The sequence below is a fragment of the Microlunatus sp. M237 genome, from assembly GCF_056896895.1.
The window spans coordinates 978,270-998,653 of record NZ_JBXHBL010000002.1; the positions used below are offsets into that span (position 1 = coordinate 978,270).

Annotated in this window: 22 protein-coding genes; 12 read left to right on the top strand and 10 right to left on the bottom strand. The window is 69.4% G+C overall.

Features of this window, described 5'->3' with window-relative positions; translation table 11 throughout:
• Positions 1 to 114: 114 nt before the first annotated feature.
• The 3 genes from acs (at position 115) to AC1XX3_RS10825 (ending at position 3,570) form a co-directional block, all read left to right on the top strand.
• Positions 115 to 2,073, top strand: a complete 1,959-nt coding sequence (gene acs, locus AC1XX3_RS10815; protein WP_483321097.1) for an acetate--CoA ligase — start codon at positions 115 to 117, stop codon at positions 2,071 to 2,073.
• 92 nt (positions 2,074 to 2,165) lie between these two features.
• A complete protein-coding gene (locus AC1XX3_RS10820; RefSeq protein ID WP_483321098.1) occupies positions 2,166 to 2,621 on the top strand; it encodes a phage holin family protein in 456 nt (151 codons plus the stop codon).
• A gap of 34 nt (positions 2,622 to 2,655) precedes the next feature.
• Positions 2,656 to 3,570, top strand: coding sequence for an alpha/beta fold hydrolase (locus AC1XX3_RS10825; protein ID WP_483321099.1), 915 nt, complete (start codon positions 2,656 to 2,658; stop codon positions 3,568 to 3,570).
• 32 nt (positions 3,571 to 3,602) lie between these two features.
• Here AC1XX3_RS10825 and AC1XX3_RS10830 read toward each other — a convergent pair whose 3' ends face one another.
• From AC1XX3_RS10830 to nth, 5 genes are read right to left on the bottom strand one after another with little or no spacing between them, the layout of a single operon-like run.
• On the bottom strand, positions 3,603 to 5,333 hold the full coding sequence (locus AC1XX3_RS10830) for an alpha-glucosidase (protein ID WP_483321100.1): 1,731 nt from the start codon (positions 5,331 to 5,333) through the stop codon (positions 3,603 to 3,605).
• A 2-nt stretch (positions 5,334 to 5,335) separates the two neighbouring features.
• Positions 5,336 to 6,010: an HD domain-containing protein gene (locus AC1XX3_RS10835; RefSeq protein WP_483321101.1), complete on the bottom strand. Its 675-nt coding sequence runs from the start codon at positions 6,008 to 6,010 to the stop codon at positions 5,336 to 5,338.
• A complete protein-coding gene (locus tag AC1XX3_RS10840) occupies positions 6,000 to 6,707 on the bottom strand; it encodes an NUDIX hydrolase (RefSeq protein ID WP_483321102.1) in 708 nt (235 codons plus the stop codon). Before AC1XX3_RS10840 ends, AC1XX3_RS10835 begins: the two co-directional genes overlap by 11 nt.
• Positions 6,704 to 7,381: a TlpA family protein disulfide reductase gene (locus tag AC1XX3_RS10845; RefSeq protein WP_483321103.1), complete on the bottom strand. Its 678-nt coding sequence runs from the start codon at positions 7,379 to 7,381 to the stop codon at positions 6,704 to 6,706. The genes AC1XX3_RS10840 and AC1XX3_RS10845 overlap by 4 nt, the downstream gene beginning before the upstream one ends.
• On the bottom strand, positions 7,378 to 8,121 hold the full coding sequence (gene nth / locus AC1XX3_RS10850; protein ID WP_483321104.1) for an endonuclease III: 744 nt from the start codon (positions 8,119 to 8,121) through the stop codon (positions 7,378 to 7,380). Before nth ends, AC1XX3_RS10845 begins: the two co-directional genes overlap by 4 nt.
• Before the next feature lie 213 nt (positions 8,122 to 8,334).
• On the opposite strand from nth, the gene AC1XX3_RS10855 reads away from it, so the two are divergent.
• Positions 8,335 to 9,342, top strand: coding sequence for a TerC family protein (locus tag AC1XX3_RS10855; protein ID WP_483321105.1), 1,008 nt, complete (start codon positions 8,335 to 8,337; stop codon positions 9,340 to 9,342).
• A gap of 52 nt (positions 9,343 to 9,394) precedes the next feature.
• Here the strand turns inward: AC1XX3_RS10855 and AC1XX3_RS10860 are convergent, their stop codons facing one another.
• On the bottom strand, positions 9,395 to 9,889 hold the full coding sequence (locus AC1XX3_RS10860) for a hemerythrin domain-containing protein (protein WP_483321106.1): 495 nt from the start codon (positions 9,887 to 9,889) through the stop codon (positions 9,395 to 9,397).
• A 229-nt stretch (positions 9,890 to 10,118) separates the two neighbouring features.
• Between AC1XX3_RS10860 and AC1XX3_RS10865 the strand changes: the two genes are divergently transcribed.
• On the top strand, positions 10,119 to 10,547 hold the full coding sequence (locus AC1XX3_RS10865; protein WP_483321107.1) for a VOC family protein: 429 nt from the start codon (positions 10,119 to 10,121) through the stop codon (positions 10,545 to 10,547).
• A 147-nt stretch (positions 10,548 to 10,694) separates the two neighbouring features.
• Here AC1XX3_RS10865 and AC1XX3_RS10870 read toward each other — a convergent pair whose 3' ends face one another.
• Positions 10,695 to 11,426, bottom strand: a complete 732-nt coding sequence (locus AC1XX3_RS10870; RefSeq protein WP_483321108.1) for a GTP pyrophosphokinase — start codon at positions 11,424 to 11,426, stop codon at positions 10,695 to 10,697.
• 295 nt (positions 11,427 to 11,721) lie between these two features.
• Between AC1XX3_RS10870 and AC1XX3_RS10875 the strand changes: the two genes are divergently transcribed.
• Complete coding sequence (locus tag AC1XX3_RS10875) at positions 11,722 to 12,204, top strand: hypothetical protein (RefSeq protein WP_483321109.1); 483 nt, start codon at positions 11,722 to 11,724, stop codon at positions 12,202 to 12,204.
• On the opposite strand, the gene AC1XX3_RS10880 is transcribed toward AC1XX3_RS10875, so the two are convergent.
• The gene (locus AC1XX3_RS10880) at positions 12,201 to 12,596 is read right to left on the bottom strand and encodes a PadR family transcriptional regulator (protein ID WP_483321110.1); all 396 of its coding nucleotides are present in this window, start codon (positions 12,594 to 12,596) and stop codon (positions 12,201 to 12,203) included. The genes AC1XX3_RS10875 and AC1XX3_RS10880 overlap by 4 nt on opposite strands.
• A gap of 21 nt (positions 12,597 to 12,617) precedes the next feature.
• Between AC1XX3_RS10880 and AC1XX3_RS10885 the strand changes: the two genes are divergently transcribed.
• From AC1XX3_RS10885 to AC1XX3_RS10910, 6 genes are all read left to right on the top strand, one after another.
• Positions 12,618 to 12,896: a hypothetical protein gene (locus AC1XX3_RS10885; protein ID WP_483321111.1), complete on the top strand. Its 279-nt coding sequence runs from the start codon at positions 12,618 to 12,620 to the stop codon at positions 12,894 to 12,896.
• 222 nt (positions 12,897 to 13,118) lie between these two features.
• Positions 13,119 to 15,092: a GTP-binding protein gene (locus AC1XX3_RS10890; protein WP_483321112.1), complete on the top strand. Its 1,974-nt coding sequence runs from the start codon at positions 13,119 to 13,121 to the stop codon at positions 15,090 to 15,092.
• Between the two features lie 120 nt (positions 15,093 to 15,212).
• Positions 15,213 to 15,923, top strand: a complete 711-nt coding sequence (locus AC1XX3_RS10895; RefSeq protein WP_483321113.1) for an ACT domain-containing protein — start codon at positions 15,213 to 15,215, stop codon at positions 15,921 to 15,923.
• A 13-nt stretch (positions 15,924 to 15,936) separates the two neighbouring features.
• On the top strand, positions 15,937 to 16,173 hold the full coding sequence (locus AC1XX3_RS10900; protein ID WP_483321114.1) for a hypothetical protein: 237 nt from the start codon (positions 15,937 to 15,939) through the stop codon (positions 16,171 to 16,173).
• A gap of 129 nt (positions 16,174 to 16,302) precedes the next feature.
• The gene (locus AC1XX3_RS10905; RefSeq protein WP_483321115.1) at positions 16,303 to 17,250 is read left to right on the top strand and encodes a hypothetical protein; all 948 of its coding nucleotides are present in this window, start codon (positions 16,303 to 16,305) and stop codon (positions 17,248 to 17,250) included.
• 107 nt (positions 17,251 to 17,357) lie between these two features.
• Positions 17,358 to 18,035 carry a Crp/Fnr family transcriptional regulator gene (locus AC1XX3_RS10910; RefSeq protein ID WP_483321116.1) on the top strand — a complete coding sequence of 226 codons (678 nt, stop codon included), beginning with the start codon at positions 17,358 to 17,360 and terminating at the stop codon, positions 18,033 to 18,035.
• Between the two features lie 81 nt (positions 18,036 to 18,116).
• Here AC1XX3_RS10910 and AC1XX3_RS10915 read toward each other — a convergent pair whose 3' ends face one another.
• On the bottom strand, positions 18,117 to 19,415 hold the full coding sequence (locus tag AC1XX3_RS10915; RefSeq protein ID WP_483321117.1) for a S1C family serine protease: 1,299 nt from the start codon (positions 19,413 to 19,415) through the stop codon (positions 18,117 to 18,119).
• 93 nt (positions 19,416 to 19,508) lie between these two features.
• Positions 19,509 to 20,378 carry an oxygen-dependent tRNA uridine(34) hydroxylase TrhO gene (gene trhO, locus AC1XX3_RS10920; RefSeq protein ID WP_483321118.1) on the bottom strand — a complete coding sequence of 290 codons (870 nt, stop codon included), beginning with the start codon at positions 20,376 to 20,378 and terminating at the stop codon, positions 19,509 to 19,511.
• Between the last annotated feature and the right edge of the window lie 6 nt (positions 20,379 to 20,384).

The window sequence follows — 20,384 nt, forward strand, 5'->3', positions numbered from 1 at the left end:
CGGGCGTTCGCGTCCGGTCGACGGACGCACCGGCTCTCCCGTGCGCACGCCGGGGCGAGTGGTCGATAGTGTGGTGCCGTTCGCCAGCCAGTCATCAACGAGGAGGCCAATTTCATGAGTGACGATGCCCTGTCCAACCTGATGCACGAGGAGCGACGTTTCGCTCCTCCTGCCGAGCTGGCTGCGCAGGCCAACGTCACCGTTGACACCTACGCCGAGGCCGACGGCGACTACGAGGGTTTCTGGGCCAAGCAGGCCGAGCGGCTCGACTGGGGCACCCCGCCGACCCAGACGCTGGACTGGAGCAACCCGCCGTTCGCCAAGTGGTACGCCGACGGCACCCTGAACGCCGCCTACAACTGTCTCGACCGGCACGTCGAGGCCGGCCGCGGAGACCGGGTCGCCTACTACTTCGAAGGCGAACCCGGTGACACCCGGGCGATCACCTACGCCGAGCTGACGACCGAGGTGAAGCAGGCCGCCAACGCCCTGACCGAGCTCGGGGTGAAGGCCGGCGACCGGGTGGCGATCTATCTGCCGATGATCCCGGAGGCCGTGGTGGCCATTCTGGCCTGCGCCCGGCTCGGCGCGCCGCACACCGTGGTCTTCGGCGGCTTCTCCGCCGAGGCGCTCGCGTCGCGGATCCAGGACTGCGGCGTGGAGATCGTCATCACCGCCGACGGCGGCTACCGCCGCGGCGCCCCGTCCGCGCTGAAGCCGGCGGTCGACGACGCGCTCAAGGTGTGCCCCGAGGTCCGCAACGTGCTGGTCATCCGCCGTACCGGCCAGGAGATCGCCATGACGCAGGGTCGTGACCTGTGGTGGCACGAGTTCGTCGGCGGCCAGCCCACCGAGCACACCGCCGAGATGTTCCCCGCTGAGCACCCGCTCTACATCATGTACACCTCCGGCAGCACCGGAAAGCCCAAGGGCATCCTGCACACCACAGCCGGCTACCTCGTCGGCACCTCGTACACCCACTGGGCGACGTTCGACCTCAAGGCCGACACCGACGTGTTCTGGACCGCGGCTGACATCGGGTGGGTGACCGGGCACTCCTACCTGGTGTACGGACCGCTCGTCAACGGCACCACCTCAGTGATGTACGAAGGCACCCCCGACACCCCGCACAAGGGCCGCTGGTGGGAGCTGATCGAGAAATACAAGGTGAGCATCCTCTACTGCGCACCGACCGCTATCCGCACCTTCATGAAGTGGGGCGCCGACATCCCGGAGAAGTTCGACCTGTCGAGCCTGCGCATCCTCGGCTCCGTCGGTGAGCCGATCAACCCGGAGGCGTACGTCTGGTATCGCTCCCACATCGGTGGCGACCGCACCCCGGTGGTCGACACCTGGTGGCAGACCGAGACCGGCATGCACATGATCTCTCCGATGCCCGGGGTGACCGAGGGCAAGCCCGGTGCGGCGATGCGGGCGGTCCCAGGCGTCGCGGTCGAGGTGGTCAACGACGAGGGCACTCCGGTCGGCGACGGCGAGGGCGGCTACCTGACCATCACCAAGCCGTGGCCGTCGATGCTGCGCACGCTGTGGGGTGACGACCAGCGGTTCATCGACACGTACTGGTCCCGGTTCCCCGGCCAGTACTTCGCCGGAGATGGCGCCAAGAAGGACTCCGACGGCGACATCTGGCTGCTCGGCCGCGTCGACGACGTGATGAACGTGTCGGGTCACCGGATGTCGACCACGGAGATCGAGTCGGCGCTCGTCTCGCACCCCAAGGTGGCCGAGGCCGCCGTGGTCGGGGCGACCGACGAGACCACCGGCCAGGCGATCGTCGCCTTCGTCATCCTCCGCGGCGACGCGGGCGACGGCGGCCCAGACGTGGTCCAGGAACTCCGGGCCCATGTGGCCAAGGAGATCGGCGCGATCGCCAAGCCGCGCCAGATCATGGTGGTCGAGGAGCTGCCGAAGACCCGCTCCGGCAAGATCATGCGCCGGCTGCTGCGGGATATCGCGGAGAACCGGGAGCTCGGTGACGTGACCACCCTGACCGACTCCAACGTGATGAGCCTGATCAAGGACAACCTGGCCACCAGCCCTGGTTCGGAGTGACTCACAAGACAGCCCGGTCGCTGGGGACCGGGCTGTCCGCCCGCCGACGCGGGCGACGGGCTAGGCTCTCGTGGTGACGAGAGGAGCCCGAAATGGCTGAGCAGGCTGTTGGCGAGATCATCAAGAGCATCAGCGAGGACGTCAAGCACTTGGTGCGTGACGAGATCGAGCTGGCCAAGTCGGAGTTGGTGCCGTCTGCCAAGCAGGCGGGGCTGGGTGCCGGCATGTTCGGGGCGGCCGGCTATCTCGTCATCAACGCGCTGACCCTGATCTACATCGCAGCCGCCCTCGGGTTGGCTGCCCTCACCGGGCTGCACATCGCCTGGTCGTTCCTGATCGTGGCCGGGGTGCTGCTGGTGATCGCCGCCGTGCTGGCGTTGGTCGGCAAGGGCGCGGTCAACAAGGTGAAGCCGCCGCAGGCAACCATCGACCAGGCCACCCAGACCGTCGACGAGGTCAAGCTGGCCATCCAGCGCGGCACCGCCGCGGCCAAGGCCCCCCAGATCGAGGGCGAGGTCGCGGGCGGCGGGTCGCGCGCGCTGCGTTGAGCCCAGACCGGGCTGACCGCAGGACACGCTGACCGTGGCTGGAGCCGGTGTCCGAGACATCTGGCTGGACGGGCCGTGGCGGCACCGCGACATCGCCGCCAACGGCATCCGGTTCCACGTGGCGACCGGCCTCGGGTGGTCGCCCAGTCGCCCGTTGGTCCTGCTGCTGCACGGCTTCGGCCAACTGTGGTGGACCTGGCGGCATCTGATCCCCGCGCTGGACCACGCCGGCTACAGCGTGGCGGCGATGGACCTGCGTGGCTACGGGGCGAGTGACAAGACCCCGCACGGCTACGACCCGCGGACCAGCGCCTTCGATGTGGCCGGCGTCATTCGCAGCCTCGGGCATGCCAGCGCGGTCGTGGTCGGTCATGACTGGGGCGGGACGGCGGCGTGGTCCACAGCGGCGTACGTCCCGGACCAGGTTCGAGCCCTGGTCAGCGTGGCCGCTGGGCATCCGCTGGCATTCCCCTGGCGGGCGAACCTGCGCGGGCTCGCCTTCGCCCAGGTGCCGCTGCTGCCCGAACGCCGGATCATGGCCGACGGCGGCGCCCACGTCGAGCAGTGGCTGCGAGACGCCGCCGCGCCGGGCAGTGACTTCCTCAGTCCGGCCGACGCGCGGGTCTACCGCGAGGCGCTGCTGCGGTGGCCCAGCCCGCACTGTGCCCTGGAGTATCCGCGGAGGTTCGTCCGGGACCAGTTGCGGCCGACCGGCCGGGCGTACCGTCGAGTCCTTCGCACGCCGCTGGGGGTGCCCGTGCTCTCCATCTCCGGGGAGCTGGATCGATCGGTGCCGCCGGCCAGGATGGCGGCGGCCGGGCGGTACGTCGGTGACCGGCACCAGCTGGTCACCCTGCCCGGGGTCGGGCATCTGCCGCACGAGGAGGACCCCGCCGCGTTCCAACGCGTGCTGCTCGGCTGGTTGGCAACGACGGTCCCGGCGCGCTGACCGCGTCAGCGCGCCCGGACCCCCACTCGGCGTCACCGCGAGAGCGTGAGCTCCAGCACTCGCGATTCCCACGGCTGGAGCACGGCGGGATCGGTCTCGCTGTGCGTGCCGAGCAGCAGCGTGGCCCCGTCCAGGTCGGGCAGCTCCGCGGCGGGCAGCGGCACCGGTGCCGACGACATGTTCGCCAGCACCACCAGCTGGCTGGCGCCGAGCGTACGGGTGATCACCCAGAGCTGCTCGTGATCCGGCAGCAGCAGCTCGAACCGCCCGTCCACCACCACAGGGTTCTCGTGGCGCAGCGCGATCAGCTTGCGGTAGTGGTGGAACACCGAGTCCGGATCGGCGGCGGCCGCCGCGGCGTTGATGGCGACGAAGTTGGGGTTGACCGGCAGCCAGGGGATGCCCTGGCTGAAGCCCGCCTGATGGCTGTCGTCCCACTGCATCGGTGTCCGAGCGTTGTCCCGGCTCTTCACCGCCAGCGCCAGCAGCACGTCCTCGGCGGCCTGACCGACACTGACCGCGTCGTGGAAGTGGTTCAACGACTCCAGGTCGCGATATTGGGCGATCTCGGTGAATGACGTGTTGGTCATCCCGATCTCCTCGCCCTGATAGACGTACGGGGTGCCGCGGTGCAGGTGCAGCACGGTGCCGAGCGTCTTGGCCGAGGCGACCCGGAACTGCTCGCTGTCGTCGCCGAACCGGGACACCGCCCGGGGCTGGTCGTGGTTGTTCCAGTAGAGCGAGTTCCACCCGACGTCGGCCAACCCCACCTGCCAGGCTGCCAGGTTCTTCTTCAGCACCGGCAGCGGGAGGTCGGTGACGTCCCACTTCGCGCCGGCCGGTGCCTGGTCCAGGCTGACGTGCTCGAAGGTGAACACCATGTTGAGCTCGCGGCGGGCCGGATCGGTCACCAGCCGTGCCAGGTCCACCCCGGCGCCGGGCATCTCACCCACGGTCAGCAGGTTCCGGCCGGCAAGCACCTCGCGATACATCTCGTTGAGGAACTCGTGCAGCCGTGGCCCGTTGGCCACCGGCGGGAAGGAGGATGAGTACGTCCGGCCCGGCGGCACCGGCCCGTCCTCGAGCTCGCGAGGCTTGGAGATGAGGTTGATGACGTCCATCCGGAAGCCGTCGACGCCGCGATCGACCCACCAGTTCATCATCGCGAAGATGGCCTCGCGGACCTCGGGGTTCTCCCAGTTCAGATCCGGCTGCTTGCGGGAGAACACATGCAGGTAGTACTCGCCGCTGACCTCGTCGTACTGCCAGGCGGACCCGGAGAACACCGACTCCCAGTTGGTCGGCTCGGCCCCCGGCTCCCCCGGCGTCGCCCCGGGCCGGGCCGGGCGCCACCAATACCAGTCACGCTTGGCCGAGGCGGGGTCGCGGGACTCGATAAACCACGGGTGCTCATCCGAGGTGTGGTTGACGACGAGGTCCATCACCAGCTTCATCCCGCGCGCGTGCAGACCTGCGATCAGGGCGTCGAGCTCGGCCAGGGTGCCGAACGTCGGGTCGATGTCGGTGTAGTCGGCGATGTCGTAGCCGTTGTCGTCCTGCGGCGAGGTGTAGACCGGGGACAGCCACAGCACGTCGATGCCCAGCGCCGCCAGGTGGTCCAGCCGGGCCGTGATGCCGGGCAGGTCACCGACGCCGTCGCCGTTGCTGTCAGCGAACGAGCGGGGATAGATCTGATAGACGACCGCTGTCTTCCACCAGTCGTCGGGGCGGGGGTTCTCGGCGTGCACCAAGTCAGCGCTCACAGTCAGGCTCCTTCCAGCAGCTCGTCCAGCTCGGCGGACACCTGGCGGTGTTCACGCTCGAGGTTGGCGTGGGCCGCAGCAGTCAGCCGGCGGCCCTTCGACGTACGGAAGACGTCGGTGTCGGCCAGCTTCTCCAAGATCTCCAGCCGGCCTTCGAGGAAGGCCTGCCGCGGGACGTGGGCGTACTCCTCGCGGATGGCCGCAGCGTAGGCGTCGTACTCGTCTTCGGGTGCACCGAGGATGGCCAGGTCGGCGTCGCAGAGCAGCGCGCCGTTGCGGTCACCGGGCGGCGGCAGATGAGTGGCGGTCAGGCGCACCATCCGCGCCACCTCGTTGATGTCCTCCTGGTCGAGGCCGGCCAGGATGAGCTCGCGTACGGCGAGCCGCGCGGAGGCCTCCTCGTTGGTCAGCTCCCGGGTCGGGACGAGATAGACGGCGTCGTGGAACCAGGCGGCCAGCTTGATCAGGAACAGGTCATGGTCGCGGACCGCCCATTCGTTGATCCGCCGGATCATCGAGGCCAGGTGGTCAACGTTGTGATAACGCCGGTGCGGCTCTGCGTAGCGACGCAGCAGGTCCTCGGCCAGCTCGACCTGGTTGGGCAGAACCGTGCTCCAGTCGGCCAGCAGCTCGGCGTGCTGGGCGCTGCGCGTCTCTGCGTGTTGGTCAGTGGGCATCGGGTCCTCCAGTGTCGCGCGCGGTGTGCGCGCTGGTGTCGGAAAGGTAGCGGTCGGGAATCGGAACGTGTCTCGTACGGTCCCACGTCCGCTGCCAGCCTGCCAGGTCAAGGACCCCTTCGACCAAATGGCCGGTGAGACCCCAGACCAGGTGACCGTGCACCTGGAAAGCCGGACCGGTGTATCCGCTCGGGTGCCGGACCTGGACCCGGTTGGCGGGATCGGTCAGGTCGGCCACGCTGACCACCTCCACCGAGGCGACCTCGTGTGGGTCGGCCGGGCCGATCGGACTACGGGTGTGCCACCACCCCACCACGGCGGTCACGTCGAACCCGCTGACGGCCACGTGGGCCGCCGGCAGCGACCCGAGCACCTCGATCCCGTCGAGTTCCACCCCGATCTCCTCGTGCGCCTCCCGCAGCGCGGTGGCCGCCAGGTCGGCGTCGCCGGGGTCCGCAGCCCCGCCGGGCAGGGCGATCTGCCCGGCGTGGTTGCGCAGCGTCCCGCTTCGTTCGATGAAGACGATCTCGGGCCCGGCTTCGCCCGCACCGATCAGCACCAGCACCGCGGCCGGTCGAGCGCCGCGACCGGGCCGCATCGCGACTGCGCGGGACACGGCGTCGGTGTCGACCAGCGAGGCCGCGAGCGGCCGCAGCCAGTCCGGCAGCGCGGCCACCGGGGTGTCGACCCCGGTCACAGCGTCACGCCCAGGTGCTCGCGGACCAGCGACCGGATCTCGTCCGCCGAGCGGAACGGCCCGGGATGGCGGTACGCGATCCGGCCGTCGGCATCGACCAGCAGGGTCTGCGGGATCGCATTGAGCTGCAACGGAGCCGCCAACGCCTTGTCCTCGTCGCTCACCTGGGGGTAGCGCCACGCGGCCAGCTCGGCGAACTCGATCGCCTTGGCGGGCAGCGGGTCGTTGAAGTCCACCCCGAGGATGAGCAGGTCGGATGTGTTCACGGTGGCCACCTCCGACAGGTAGGGCGCCTCCTCGCGGCACGGCCCACACCACTGCGCCCAGACGTTGACCAGCATCGGGCGGCCGCGCAGACCAGCCATCCGGACCGGCGTGCCCCCGCCGAGGCAGGCCAGCGTGAGGTCGGGCAGCCCGCCCCGAACCGGCGCGGCGCTCGCGTCGGTCGCCGGGCAGTCCTCGATCTGCGCCCGTCGCTTCAGCATGGTCAGGTCCTCGTCCGCCGGTGGGGCGCTGTTCGCGGTGCTGGGACCGGACCCCGGACCCGCGGGCTCCCCCGACGTTGTCGAACCCGGCGGCAACCGGGTCACGTCGGGCGCCTGGGTGCAGGCCGCCAGCAGCAACCCCACCAGGCCGAGGGCCGCGGCCCGTCGCGCCGAGGCCGATCGACTCATCCCCGCGGCTCGCGGACCAGCTTGGCCGCCTTGGTGGGGTCGGTCTCGCCCTCGCCGAAGGACGGGCACCAGCGGGCGACCGGGCAGGCGCCGCAGGCCGGGTTGCGGGCGTGGCAACGTCGCCGGCCGTGCCAGATCAGGTTCTGGCTCATCTGGGTCCAGTCGCGGCGCTCGAACAACGTCCCGATCTCGGCCTCGACCTTGTCGGGGTCGGTCTGGGTCGTCCAACCGAACCGGCGCACCAGCCGCCCGACATGGGTGTCGACGGTGATCCCGGGCACCCCGAAGGCGTTGCCCAGCACCACGTTGGCCGTCTTGCGGCCCACTCCCGGCAACGTGACCAGTTCGACCAGCCGGCCCGGCACCTCGCCGTCGAAGCGTTCGACCAATGCGGCGCCCAGCTTCATCAACGAGTCGGTCTTGGCGCGGAAGAACCCGGTCGGGGTGATCAGCGCCTCCAGCTCAGCCCGGTCCGCTCCGGCGTACGCGGCGGCGTCGGGATAGCGGGCGAACAGCACTGGGGTGACCAGGTTGACCCGCTTGTCGGTGGACTGCGCCGACAGGATCGTCGCGACCAACAGCTCCAGCGGAGTGGTGAAGTCGAGCTCGCAATGGGCGTCGGGATAGGTCTGTGCCAGGGTCTTGTTGATGGTCCGCGCCCGACGAACCAGGGCCGTACGGCTCTTGTCCATGGTCGACGGCAGGTCCGCGACCGAGCTGCTCGGCGGGGTGGTCGTCATGGCGGCAAGCCTACGTCTTGGGACTGACGTCAGCGTGCGAGGCCGATTCGTCGCGGGCTGGCCTCAGCGCCCGAAGACACTGTCTAAGACCTCGCCAAGGAAGCGGCCTCGACTGACTCAGGTCCGCCGCCTCAGGCACGCGCTTGTGGTCACACTGGATTCCTCGCCACGCGCCGGACCCGATCGCCCGACCCAACCCGACGAGGAGCCCCCATGCTCGACATCAGCCCACTGGTCTGGGGGGTGACCATCGGTCTGGTCATTGCCCTTCTGACCGCCGACCTCCTGCTCGCCGCACTCCGGCCGCACAAGGTCGGCTTCAAGGAAGCCGCCGGCCAGTCGGTGTTCTACGTGGCCGTCGCCGTCGCCTTCGGGATCTGGTTCACCCTCGCCTACGGCAGCGGGCCTGGGACTGAGTTCTTCACGGGCTACCTGGTTGAAAAGAGCTTGTCGGTCGACAACCTCTTCGTCTTCGTCCTCATCATGACCACCTTCGCCGTGCCCGCGAAGCACCAGCACAAGGTGCTGACCTTCGGGATCGCCCTGGCGCTGATCATGCGGGCGATCTTCATCGCCGTCGGCGCCGCGCTGCTGTCAGCGTTCTCGGTGGTGTTCCTGCTGTTCGGTCTGTTGCTGATCTTCACCGCGGTCCAGCTGTTTCGCCACCGAGACGAAGACCCCGACATCGAGGACAACACCGTGGTGAAGATCGCCCGGCGGCTCCTGCCGATCACCGACGACTACGTGGGCGGAAAGCTCGCGACGCGGATCGACGGCCGCCGGATGTTCACGCCGCTGTTCCTGGTCCTGATCGCCATCGGCAGCATCGACCTCCTGTTCGCCTTGGACTCGATCCCCGCCGTGTTCGGTATCACCAGTGAGCCGTTCATCGTGTTCACCGCGAACGCGTTCGCCCTGCTGGGTCTTCGAGCGCTGTTCTTCCTGGTCCAGGGTCTGCTCGACCGGCTGGTCTATCTGTCCACCGGACTGTCGATCATCCTGGCTTTCATCGGGATCAAGCTGGTGCTGCACTGGCTGCACGTGGACATCAGCACCGCAGTCCCCGAGATCCCCACCCTTGTGAGCCTCGGCGTCATTGTCGTCGTGCTCTTCATCACCGTGGTGGCGAGCTTGATCAGGAGTAAGAACGATCCCACCGCCCACGCCCACCCTGGATCGCTGAAGTTGACGAGCAGCAAGAAGAACCGCGAGCACCACTGACCCGACATCGCCGGATCAGTGGCGTCGAGACCTACGGGCCTGAGGCGGTACATCAGGCGATCGGGCCCAGGTGCCTGCTCCGGTCCTGGCCGAGGTCACTGGTGGCGTTCAACACGTCGGTCAAGGCGCGTTCCTCATAACGGAAGTGGCTTTCCATGATGGCCGCGATGCCGTCGAGCTGCCTCAGCTTCTCAGCACTTCCGGCGCCGGTCTCGACGGCGTGCTCCAGCGTGCCCAACAGATGGCTGATCATGGCGTGATCCTGGCTCAGCTTGGCCACCGTGCCGGCGAGATCGGGTCTGGCCCGCAGCAGCGCCGGAAACAGCGACGTGTCCTCGCCCTGGTGGTGCCCGGCCAGAGCGACGCAGAATCCTCGGCAATACAGCAGCAGCTCCCGCGCCGGATCGGTGCCGCCGGTGGCGACGTCGCCCTCCAGGGCGCTCCGGGTGATCTCGAGTGCCTGGCGCAGTCGGTCGTGGACCGCGCGGAGCTCGTCGCCCCACGCAAGGATGCGGTCGGTCTCTGGGTCAGGGGTACCAGAGGGCACCCCACGGTTCTGCTCGACGATGGCGCGGCCACCTCTCGACGTCGACGCCTCCATGCCTGACGCAGACCGCCATCGACACGCGACGTTGCCCGCAGCGTAGCCCGGTCGCCACCGGCCCCGCTGGCCATAACAGCCGGATGCACCAGAACAGCGGTACTGGCGCAGCGGTAACGGCGACGCGGCGCGCCGTGGCGTGGCGATCGTGGGCGGCACGGTGCACCATGGCGACATGAGTGACCTTCCGCTGCTCCGATCCGTCGACGCGGTCACGGTTCCGGTTCCCGACCTCGACCAGGGCCTCGCCTTCTATCGCGACCGGCTCGGCCACGAGCTGCTGTGGCGCGACGACACGCGGGGGCAGGCGGGACTGCGACTGCCCGACAGCGAAACCGAGTTGGTGCTCAGCACCACCCTCGACTACACACCGAACTGGCTGGTCACGTCGGTGCCTGACGCGGTCGAGTCCGTGCTGGCCGCCGGTGGTCAGGTGGTCGTCGAGCCGACTCCCATCCCGGTCGGTCAGCTCGCGGTGGTCGCTGACCCGTTCGGCAACACGCTGGTGCTGCTCGACCTGACCAACGGGCGCTACGTCACCGATCCAACCGGTCAGGTGATCGGCCTCGACCAGCCTCTTGTCACTCCCCCACCGGAGGTCTGACCTACAACCGTGTGCTTGTAGAGCAGCAAGATCCCGCTACCGTCGGCTCGCCGTGGGGATCGCCGAGGGCCTGGCCGACTCTGGATCAGCTGGATGCATTCCTGGGCGCTTGCTGATCACCGGGTGGCTCCGAGCGTGGCGACCGGATCAGCCCTCGGGGCGAGGGTCGATGCCCTGGACCTTGCGGTGCAGGGCTTCCATGGTGGCGTCGAGGGTGTACGCCGCACCGGCAGCCTCGGTGAGCTGCTCGAGCATCCCCGGCGGGACGTCGTTGCGGTAGGTGTAGTGGATCTTGTGCTCCAGGCTTGCCCAGAAGTCCATCGCGATCGTCCGGACCTGCAGCTCGACCACCACCGGGCGCGGCCCGTCGGACAGGAAGACCGGCACTTCCACGATGGCGTGCAGACTCTTGTATCCATTGGGTTTCGGGTTCGCGATGTAGTCCTTCACCTCCAGCACAGTCACGTCGTCCTGGCTGCTCAGCAGGTCGAACATCAGATACGTGTCGGAGATGAAGCTGCAGACGATGCGTACGCCGGCGATGTCGGTGATGGACTCGCGGATGCTGTCGAACGTGGCGGGGCAGCCCTTGCGGATGATCTTGGCCATCAGCCGTTCGGGGGTTTTCAGTCGTGACGTGACGTGCTCGATCGGGTTGTACGCATGGGTCTGCTCGAACTCCTCGCGCAAGATCGAGATCTTGGTCATGATCTCGTCGATGCCGAACTTGTACTGCATCATGAACGGAGCGAACTGGTCCCGGGCCAGCTGCATCTGGTCCAAGGTGGCGGCGTCCGGCAGCGCGTCGACCAGGTCTGCAGGTCCGGTCGCGGGCGGTGCCGCACCCGTCATCGCGTCGATGGCCGTTGGCTGTTCCACTGACTGATCTCCTCCGTGCTGATGTCTGGCCTAGCGTGGCTACCGTACGCGCCCGGGCGCTCACCACCGCAGCACCCGCACCTTGGCGCGACGCCCCCGCCGCGCCTTCGGGCGGTGCTACGTTGCTGGAGTGCGGACCGGACTCGGGGCCGTCGGCAGCCTATGCATCCCTCGAGGTCGAGATGGGGCCCATGAGCGGCGCGAAGGCTGGGCCCGGATGGTCGGTCATCACCAGCCTGGGGCCGAGCCTGGAGCCGGACTCGGACGCGGACCTGCGAAGAACCGGAGGGCGACGATGCTGACCCACCCCGTGTGGTTCGCCGAGCACCCCGTGACCATCGCCAACTGCGATGCCGTCATCGCCACCGGCGACCGCGGTGAGGTCTTCCTCAACTCGGTCCTGGCCACCCCCGACCGGTGCTGGATATCGGTGCACCTCGCCTGCGAGCGGACCGACGCCTATGACGCCTACCAGGATCTGATCACCTGGAGGGAGGACTCACTCGTCGACTTCCGTGACCCGCGACCGGGGTCGTACGACCTGCAGCTGACGATCGACGGGCGGCCGACCGAGCTGGAGTTCGGGCCAGGAGCGCACGGTGTGGGATGGGATGGCGAGACGTTGCTCCTACACGGGACCCACTCGCTGACGTTCCCGCTGAATGCCGACCAGCGCACCGCTGTCCTCGAGCTGCGCTGGGACGCCGTGCAGCTGCGCGGCAGCCACCAGCTCGATGTCGCCGAGATCCTTCGGGCTGTTGCCGCAGGCGCCTACTAAGCGTCGGGCGCGGCTTCACCGGCTTCACCGGCTTCACCGGCTTCACCGGCCAGGATCAGATAGAGCGCGCGACGCGCCTGTGTCAGCACCGCAGTCGCGGCCTGGACCTGCTCCGGCGTTCCCGAGGTCGCCACCAGGCGGGCGGCTGTGTGCAGCTCGTGCAACGGTCCCCGCAGGTCAGGCCCTGGAGCCTGGCCGGCGACCTGACCGAACGGGTCCCCCCAGGCGTCGCGCTGCTCCGCGACGTGGGCCTGACCTTCGACGGTGAGCGTCACGAGCTTGCGGCCCCCGTCGACCTGAGTGGTGACCAGGCCCTCGTCCTCGAGCTGGGCCAGCGTCGGATAGATCGCGCCGGGACTCGGCCGCCAGGCACCGTCGGTGCGATCCGCCATCGCCTGCATGATCTGGTAGCCGTGCATCGGGCTCTCGGCGAGCAGCAGGAGCGTGGCGATACGTACGTCACCGCGCTGCGCTCGCCCGCGCCCGCCACCACGGCGGTCACGACGCGGACCGACCTCGTGGTCGGGACCGCCGTGCCCGCGTCCGCCGCGGCCATGTTCCTCGCCGCGTCCGCCGCGGCCATGTTCCTCGCCCCGTCCACCGCGGTGGTGGTGCCCGCGGCCGCGGCGCCGCCGGTCGTCGAGTCCGGGACCGTGCTGGCCGTCATAACTACGGCCTTCCATGTCGTATGACATCTGTACTCCTTCACTAGGTTATGGAGAGAGCGTATCACGATATATCGCGATACGCACGAGATAACACTCGATGACGGAGCTCCCCCCACCGAAAAATCGCTTGCGATTCCCAGCGGCGTCTGCTGGGGTGGACCCTCCCGGTCCCCGTCGAAGGAACTCCGATGCGCCAACTGTTCGTGTGCCTCAGCCCTGTTCCCACCGACTTCGAGGACCGAACACGTGAAGAAGCTCAACCTGGGGGTGCTGGCGCACGTCGACGCCGGTAAGACGACCCTCACCGAACGACTGCTGCACACCGCGGGGGTCATCGACACCCTCGGCAGTGTGGACCGCGGCACCACCCAGACCGACTCGCTGGCGCTCGAACGTTCGCGCGGCATCACCATCCGCGCAGCCGTCGCCACCTTCGAGGTCGCGGGCGTGCGGGTCAACCTGCTCGACACGCCTGGCCATCCGGACTTCATTGCCGAGGTGGACCGCCTCCTCGGCGTGCTCGACGGCGCCGTCCTGGTCGTGTCCGCCGTCGAAGGCGTCCAGTCCCAGACGGTGGTGCTGATGCGCGCGCTGCGCCGCCTGCAGGTGCCGACGCTGATCTTCGTCAACAAGATCGACCGGACGGGTGCGGACCCGGACCGAGTGCTCACCGCCATCCGCGGTCGGCTGAGCCCCGACGTCGTACCCATGGGCCAGGTCGTCAGGGCCGGCACCCGGATGGCGGACTTCTGCCCGTACGCTCCTGACGACCTCGACTTCTTGGACGCACTGACCGAGATCCTCGTGGACCACGACGAGATGCTGCTGAGCGCCGCCGTGGACGACCGTCCCGACGGCCGCACGCCGCAGGCGCTGGCCGCCACGCTGGCCAGGCAGACCGCAGCGGCGCAGGCGCACCCGCTCTTCTGTGGCTCGGCAGCGACCGGTTCGGGCGTGGCCGCGCTGATGGCTGCGCTGGCCGACTGGCTGCCGGCAGCGCGGCGCGATCCGGCCGAACGGCCCAGCGGGACGGTGTTCAAGGTGGACGGGGCTCCGGCAGGCGAGCAGCTGGCGTACGTCGATCTGCGGGCCGGCACGGTGCGGATCCGCCAGCGACTGGCGTTCGGGGAGGGGTCGGCCGGGACTGTGACCGGGGTGCGCGTCTTCGAGGGCACTGCGGCGGTCGAGCGGACCCAGGCGCATGCCGGCGAGATCGCCCAGCTCGTCGGGCTGACCGGTGTCCGCGTCGGCGATCGGATCGGGGCGAGCCAACATCGCAGCTCCGAGCACATGTTCGCTCCGCCGGCGTTGGAGACCGCAGTCGTCGCCCGGTTCCCCGGCCAGCAAGCGGCACTGCACCGCGCGTTGACGCAGCTGGCCGAGCAGGATCCGCTGATCGACGTACGCCAAGACGACCGGCGCCAGGAGCTTTATGTGTCCCTCTACGGCGAGGTCCAGAAAGAGGTGCTCGAGCACACGCTGACCACCGAGTTCGGGATCGCCGTCGAGTTCCGCGAGACCACGCCGATCTGCATCGAGCGGCTGACCGATACCGGCCGCGCGGCGGAGCAGCTGCACGGACCCGGCAACCCGTTCCTCGCCACCGTGGGACTGGAGCTGGGACCGGCGCCGGTCGGCAGTGGCATCCGACTTCGACTGGCCGTCGAGCTCACCAGCATCCCGCTGTACGTCTACAAGCGCGTCGACGCCTTCGCCGAGGCCATGACCGAGTATGTCCGCACCACGTTGACCCAAGGACTGGCGGGCTGGCGGGTCCCTGACTGCACGGTGACCATGACCGACTCCGGGTACACCTCACCGGGCACCACGTCGGGCGACTTCCGCAAGCTGACACCGCTGGTCGTCATGGCAGCGCTGCGCCAGGCCGGAACCGTTGTCTGCGAGCCGGTGAACCGCTTCCGGCTCGACGGGCCGGCCGACGCACTCTCGGCGGTGCTCAGTCTGCTGGCCGCGCACCGAGCAGTGCCGCAACCACCGGTGGTGTCGGGCGACTGGTTCTCCGTGGACGGCGTGCTTCCGGCCACCGAGGTCACCGGCGTCCAGCGGCAGCTGCCCTCGCGTACCCATGGCGAGGGGGTCTTCGAGTCCGAGCTCGACGGGTACGCACCGGTGTCCGGCGCCGCACCGACCAGGCCTCGCTCGGACGACAACCCGCTTGAGCGCAAGGAATACCTGCGTCGCGTCCTGCACGGGAGCTGACGGATCGCTGCACCGAATCGTCCGCGCGGATCGGCGGCGAGGGATACCGTCAGCGTAGAGCCGCCGGAAGTGAGTCTCTGGCTCACGGGGCTCGTCCACCCGGGTTCAGATCGGAGGCCGATGCACTGGCTACGGGTCAGCATGCCGGACCGACCGGGGTCCCTGGGGTCGCTCGCCACGGCGCTCGGACGCGGCGGTGTCGACATCCAGTCGATCCAGATCGCGGAGCGGCGGCCTGGGATGATCGTCAATGACCTGATCGTCGATCTGCGCGGCGACTCTCCCGACCGCCTGGCCGCGCTCTGCGCGCAGGTGCCCGGCGTGCGGTTGAAGCTGAGCCGACCGTACGCCCGAGGCGGCGGCATCGAGGCCGACCTGACCGCGCTCAAGGAGATGACGGCCAGGCCCGAGCGCGCCGGCCACATCCTGTTGCAGTCCGCTCCGGTGATCTTCCGCTCATCCTGGGCGGCGCTGATCGCGGTCGGGTCCCGGCGGGTGGTCGACCGCACCACGCTGGCCCCCGACGACCCCTTCTTCCGCACGCTCGGCGAGTGCACCGCCCCGGCCCGGTTCCAGGTCCCCTCGGCTGTGCCGGGCGACCGATCCCGCGGCACGAACGCCGGCCAGACCGCCGTGCTGGTCGAGCCCATCACCCCCCGCAGGTCACTGGTGATCGGGCGGCGCAACGGGCCCAGCTACTTCGACTCCGAGGTGCTCCGGCTGCGCTACCTCGTCGCCGTCGTGGACCCGTCGTCGTTCGCCGGTCCGACCGACCACGGCCCCGACCACGATCACGGCACCGGCCGACCGGCCGCCACCCTGCCGCGGTAGCTGAGCAGGGACGATGCAGCTGACCGAGGGGCCGAGCACCAGCACCGGCCACGCCGATCACACCATCGACACCCTGCGCCGATGGGAGACCTTCGGTGGAACCTGGCGGGAAGTCGGCGCCGGCGCCGAAGCGGCGGGTGCGTGGGTGACCCTGTCACTGTGCCGCTGCGACGAAGGCGAGGAGGTGCTGCGGCTGACCTCAGCGGATCCCCAGGTCATCGCGTACGTCTTCGGACGTCACCAGGGATGACGCCGGCGTCTTCGAAGTAGCCGCCGCTGGCCCCGTCGTCGGGCATCGCCAGCCCCTGGGCGGTGGTCATCCGATCGCGCGGTGAACGTAACTCTGTCGCCGGGGCGACGGCGCCGCTAGCGTGCAGACGTGATAGTTCTCGACTGGCTGCTCGACGCCGACCCCGCCCTGCGCTGGCAGGTGCTGCGGGACCTGACCGAGGCATCCGCCAAGGAGGTCGCTGCCGAACGGCGCCGCGTCGCATCGCAAGGTTGGGGCGCCCGGCTGCTGGCGCTGCGCGACGATGACGGACAGTGGGCCGGTGGTGCCTGCTTCCCGGCCGACTTCAGCGGGGACTTCTCGGCTGGTCAGCCGTGGACCTCCACCTTCCCCACCCTGACGCTGCTGCGCGAGCTCGGGGTGGACCCAGCGGATGCGTACGTCCAGGAGGCGGTCGGGCTGGTGGGTCAGACGTGCCGGTGGGAACACGACGGCCAGGAGTTCTTCGCCGGCGAGGTGGAGCCCTGCATCAATGGCCGGACGGTCGCCGTCGGCGCCTACTTCGGCGTGGACGTCGACGACATCGTCGCCCGCCTGCTCGACGAGCAGCTCGCCGACGGAGGCTGGAACTGCGAAGCCGAGAACGGATCGGTGAGGTCGTCCTTCCACTCCACCATCTGCGTGCTCGACGGGTTGCTGGAGCACGAACAGCGGACCGGCGGCTCGCCCAGAGCCGTCGAAGCGCGCGGCCGGGGCGAGGAATACCTGCTGCAGCGTCGGCTGTTCCACCGGCTGAGCACCGGGGAGGTCGTCGACCCCGACTGGCTGCGCTTCTCCTTCCCCACCTGGTGGCACTACGACGTGCTTCGAGCGCTGGACTACTTCCGCGCAACCGGCGCGGATCCGGACGACCGGATGGCCGAAGCCGCCGAACGCGTCCGGACCAAACAGCAAGCCGACGGTCGATGGCTGCTGGAGAACACGCATCCAGGCGCCGTCCATTTCGCCCTGGAAGAGGGGGACGGCGCCCCCAGCCGCTGGAACACATTGCGGGCGCTCCGGGTGCTGGACTGGTATGACGCGCGGCACCGCCGCTGACCGCTTACACCGTCGCCCGCCGGCCCACCCCGGGGGGTGATGCGCGCCACACCCTCGTTATCGACGGTAGCCTTACGGCGTCGGTAGTCGTTAGTGCAGGAGGTCGCGTGGATCCCGAAGTGTTGAAACAAGCCCCGTTGTTCGCCGGGCTTGAGGACGAGGCCGCCTCCGCGCTCTCGGCCGCGATGGGAACCATCAAGCTGACTCGGGGCCAGGTGCTGTTTCACGAGGGCGACGCCGAAGACCGGCTCTACGTGGTGGTCAGTGGCAAGGTGAAGCTGGGCCGCAGCGGGTCGGCCGGCCGCGAGAACCTGCTGGCAGTGCTGGGGCCGGGTCAGATGTTCGGTGAGCTGTCGGTCTTCGACCCGGGCCCGCGCTCGACCACGGCGACTGCGGTGACGCCGTGCGAGCTGCGCACCCTGGAGCACGAGGAGCTGATGAACTGGCTCACCGGTCGGCCGGAGGTGGCGCTGGGTCTGCTCGGCCAGCTCGCCGCCCGTCTCCGCCGAGCCAACGACGTGGTCGCGGACCTGGTGTTCTCCGATGTGCCCGGGCGGGTGGCCAAGGCCCTGCTCGACCTGGCCAAGCGCTTCGGCGACACCCGTGACGACGGGGTGCACGTGCACCACGACCTGACCCAGGAGGAGCTGGCGCAGCTGGTCGGCGCCTCCCGCGAGACGGTGAACAAAGCCCTGGCCGACTTCGCCGCTCGAGGCTGGATTCGGCTGGAGCCGCGCTCAGTCACCTTGATCGACGTCGAACGGGTCGAGCGCCGCGCCCGCTGAGCGGTCGAGGACATCGACGAGGCCTCCTCCCCCACCGGGGAGGGGGCCTCGTTGATGTTCAGCCGACCCGCCGGAGTCCGCTCAGCTGGAGCCGAGCTTCACCTCAGTGGTCAAGCTGGCGCCGTCGCGGGTGTAGCTCAGGTGCACGGTGGTGCCCGGGGCGTAGAAGCGGGTGGCCGCGATCAGAGCGTCCGCTGTGGTGGTGGAGAAGTCATTCACCCGGGTGACCTCGTCGCCCGCCCGCAGACCCGCCCGGTCGGCCGCTCCCCCGCTGACCACGCTCCGCAGCGTCACGCCGCGCGCCGTGGACGGTTGGGCATCGCTGCCGCCGACGGTCACGCCCATGGCTGCGTCGGTCGACGTGCCGGTCGAGATCAGCTCGGCCGCCACCCGACTGGCCACGTCGGCCGGGATGGCGAACCCGATGCCGATGTTGCCCGACTGGCTCGCAGAACCCTGGGCCGACCCGGTGCTGGCGATCGAGGAGCTGATGCCGACGACGGCCCCGTTGAGGTCGACCAGTGGGCCACCGGAGTTGCCCGGGTTGATCGCCGTGTCCGTCTGGACCGCCAGATATACCGCATCGTTGTCGTCGCCGGAGCGTACGGGTCGGGCGGTGTTGGAGACGATGCCGCTGGTGACAGTCGCCGACAGACCGAGCGGTGCACCGGTGGCCACCACAGCCTGGCCGACCTGCACCGACGAGGACGTGGCGAACACCGCCGGCGTGAGGTCGTCCACCCCGTCGACCTTGATCACCGCGAGGTCGTTGGACGGCGAGGTGCCGACGATGCTGGCTTTGGCGCTCGCCCCGTCGGACAGGGTGACGGTGACTGTGCCGGACCGGGCGGCGGCCTCCACCACGTGGTTGTTGGTCAGAATGTGGCCGGCGGTGTCCAGAACGACCCCGGTGCCGATATCACCACTGTTGCCCGCCTCGACCGTGATCGTGACCACTGAGGGTGCGATCTTGGCCGCGGCCGCGCTGATCGTTCCGTCCAGCGCGGGACTGTCCGCGGCCGGGGCTGTCGTGACGCTGATGGGAGACCCCGCCGGGCCGTCGGCGGTGACGTAGGCATAGGAGCCGATGCCGGTGCCGGCCCCGATCACTGCGGACAGGCAGGCGGCTACGACCAGGCCAGCCACTCGACGCTTCGGCTGCCGGGGCGGGCCCCCGGGCAGCGGTCCGACGGCTCCCACAGACCCGAGAGGGGTGGCGGCGTATCCGCCGAAGCCTTCGGCGGCTGGGCCCTGAGCGGCGTACTGGCCGGTGCCGGGAAGGAAGTTCGGCCCACTCTGGGCGCCGGTGGCCGTCTCCGCGACCCGGTGTCCGCCGAACGGCGGCGTGGTCAGACCTGTCTGCTCACTCGGTGTGCTCATGTGCTCGACAGTGCGGCCCCACGCTGTGCGGAACCTGTGCGATCTCCATGAAGCGGCTGCGAGTCGCCGCGTTCGGGTCGCCCCCGAGCAGAGTCAGCGGTGGTCGGCGCAGCGCGGGTCCGGCGCGCAGTCGTCGCAGAGCAGAGCCCGCCCCTTGCACTGTGCAGCGACGCAGTCGCGGTAGGCATCGGTGGCGCCGTTGCACAGCTCGCAGTGTCCGATCACGGCGGCGTCGTCGGAGAAGGTGATCTTCATCCGGTTGTCGAAGACGTAGAGGGACCCCTCCCACAGGCCGTGGTCGCCGAAGGCCTCGCCGTAGCGCAGGATGCCGCCGTCGATCTGGTAGACCTCGGAGAAGCCGCGCTTGATCATCATCGAGGACAGCACCTCGCAGCGCACCCCGCCGGTGCAGTAGGTGATCACCGGCCGGTCCTTGAGGTCGTCGTAGCGGCCACTGTCCAGCGCGGCGACGAAGTCGCGGGTGGTGTCGACCGCGGGCACCACGGCCCCCCGGAAGCGGCCGATCTCGGCCTCGAATCGGTTGCGCCCGTCGAAGAACGCCACCTCGTCCCCACGGCTGGCGACCAGCTCGTGCACCTGTTCAGGGGTGAGGCGCCGCCCTGTCTGGACCACCCCGCCGGCGTCGACCTGCAGCTCGTCCGGGGCGCCGAACGTCACCACCTCGTCGCGGACCTTCACGCTCAGCCGTGGGAACTCGGTGCCGTCGGCGTCACTCCACTTCACATCCATAGCGGCGAACGCGGGATGCTGGCGGGTGCTGCGGACATACTGCTTGACGGCGGCGACCTCGCCCCCGACCGTCCCGTTGAGCCCATGGGTGGAGATGAGGATGCGACCCTTCAGCCCCAGCCGCTCGCACAGCTCACGTTGCCACAGCCGCACGGCGATGGGGTCGGCCAGCGGGGCGAACGCGTAGTAGAGCAGCAGCTTGTGAATGGCCATGACGAT

Coding starts and splice junctions, on each gene's coding strand:
- acs (WP_483321097.1), top strand. CDS start 115: ATGAGTGACGATGCCCTGTCCAACCTGATGCACGAGGAGCGACGTTTC.
- AC1XX3_RS10820 (WP_483321098.1), top strand. CDS start 2,166: ATGGCTGAGCAGGCTGTTGGCGAGATCATCAAGAGCATCAGCGAGGAC.
- AC1XX3_RS10835 (WP_483321101.1), bottom strand. CDS start 6,010: ATGCCCACTGACCAACACGCAGAGACGCGCAGCGCCCAGCACGCCGAG.
- AC1XX3_RS10845 (WP_483321103.1), bottom strand. CDS start 7,381: ATGAGTCGATCGGCCTCGGCGCGACGGGCCGCGGCCCTCGGCCTGGTG.
- nth (WP_483321104.1), bottom strand. CDS start 8,121: ATGACGACCACCCCGCCGAGCAGCTCGGTCGCGGACCTGCCGTCGACC.
- AC1XX3_RS10855 (WP_483321105.1), top strand. CDS start 8,335: ATGCTCGACATCAGCCCACTGGTCTGGGGGGTGACCATCGGTCTGGTC.
- AC1XX3_RS10865 (WP_483321107.1), top strand. CDS start 10,119: ATGAGTGACCTTCCGCTGCTCCGATCCGTCGACGCGGTCACGGTTCCG.
- AC1XX3_RS10875 (WP_483321109.1), top strand. CDS start 11,722: ATGCTGACCCACCCCGTGTGGTTCGCCGAGCACCCCGTGACCATCGCC.
- AC1XX3_RS10880 (WP_483321110.1), bottom strand. CDS start 12,596: ATGGCGGATCGCACCGACGGTGCCTGGCGGCCGAGTCCCGGCGCGATC.
- AC1XX3_RS10895 (WP_483321113.1), top strand. CDS start 15,213: ATGCACTGGCTACGGGTCAGCATGCCGGACCGACCGGGGTCCCTGGGG.
- AC1XX3_RS10900 (WP_483321114.1), top strand. CDS start 15,937: ATGCAGCTGACCGAGGGGCCGAGCACCAGCACCGGCCACGCCGATCAC.
- AC1XX3_RS10915 (WP_483321117.1), bottom strand. CDS start 19,415: ATGAGCACACCGAGTGAGCAGACAGGTCTGACCACGCCGCCGTTCGGC.
- trhO (WP_483321118.1), bottom strand. CDS start 20,378: ATGGCCATTCACAAGCTGCTGCTCTACTACGCGTTCGCCCCGCTGGCC.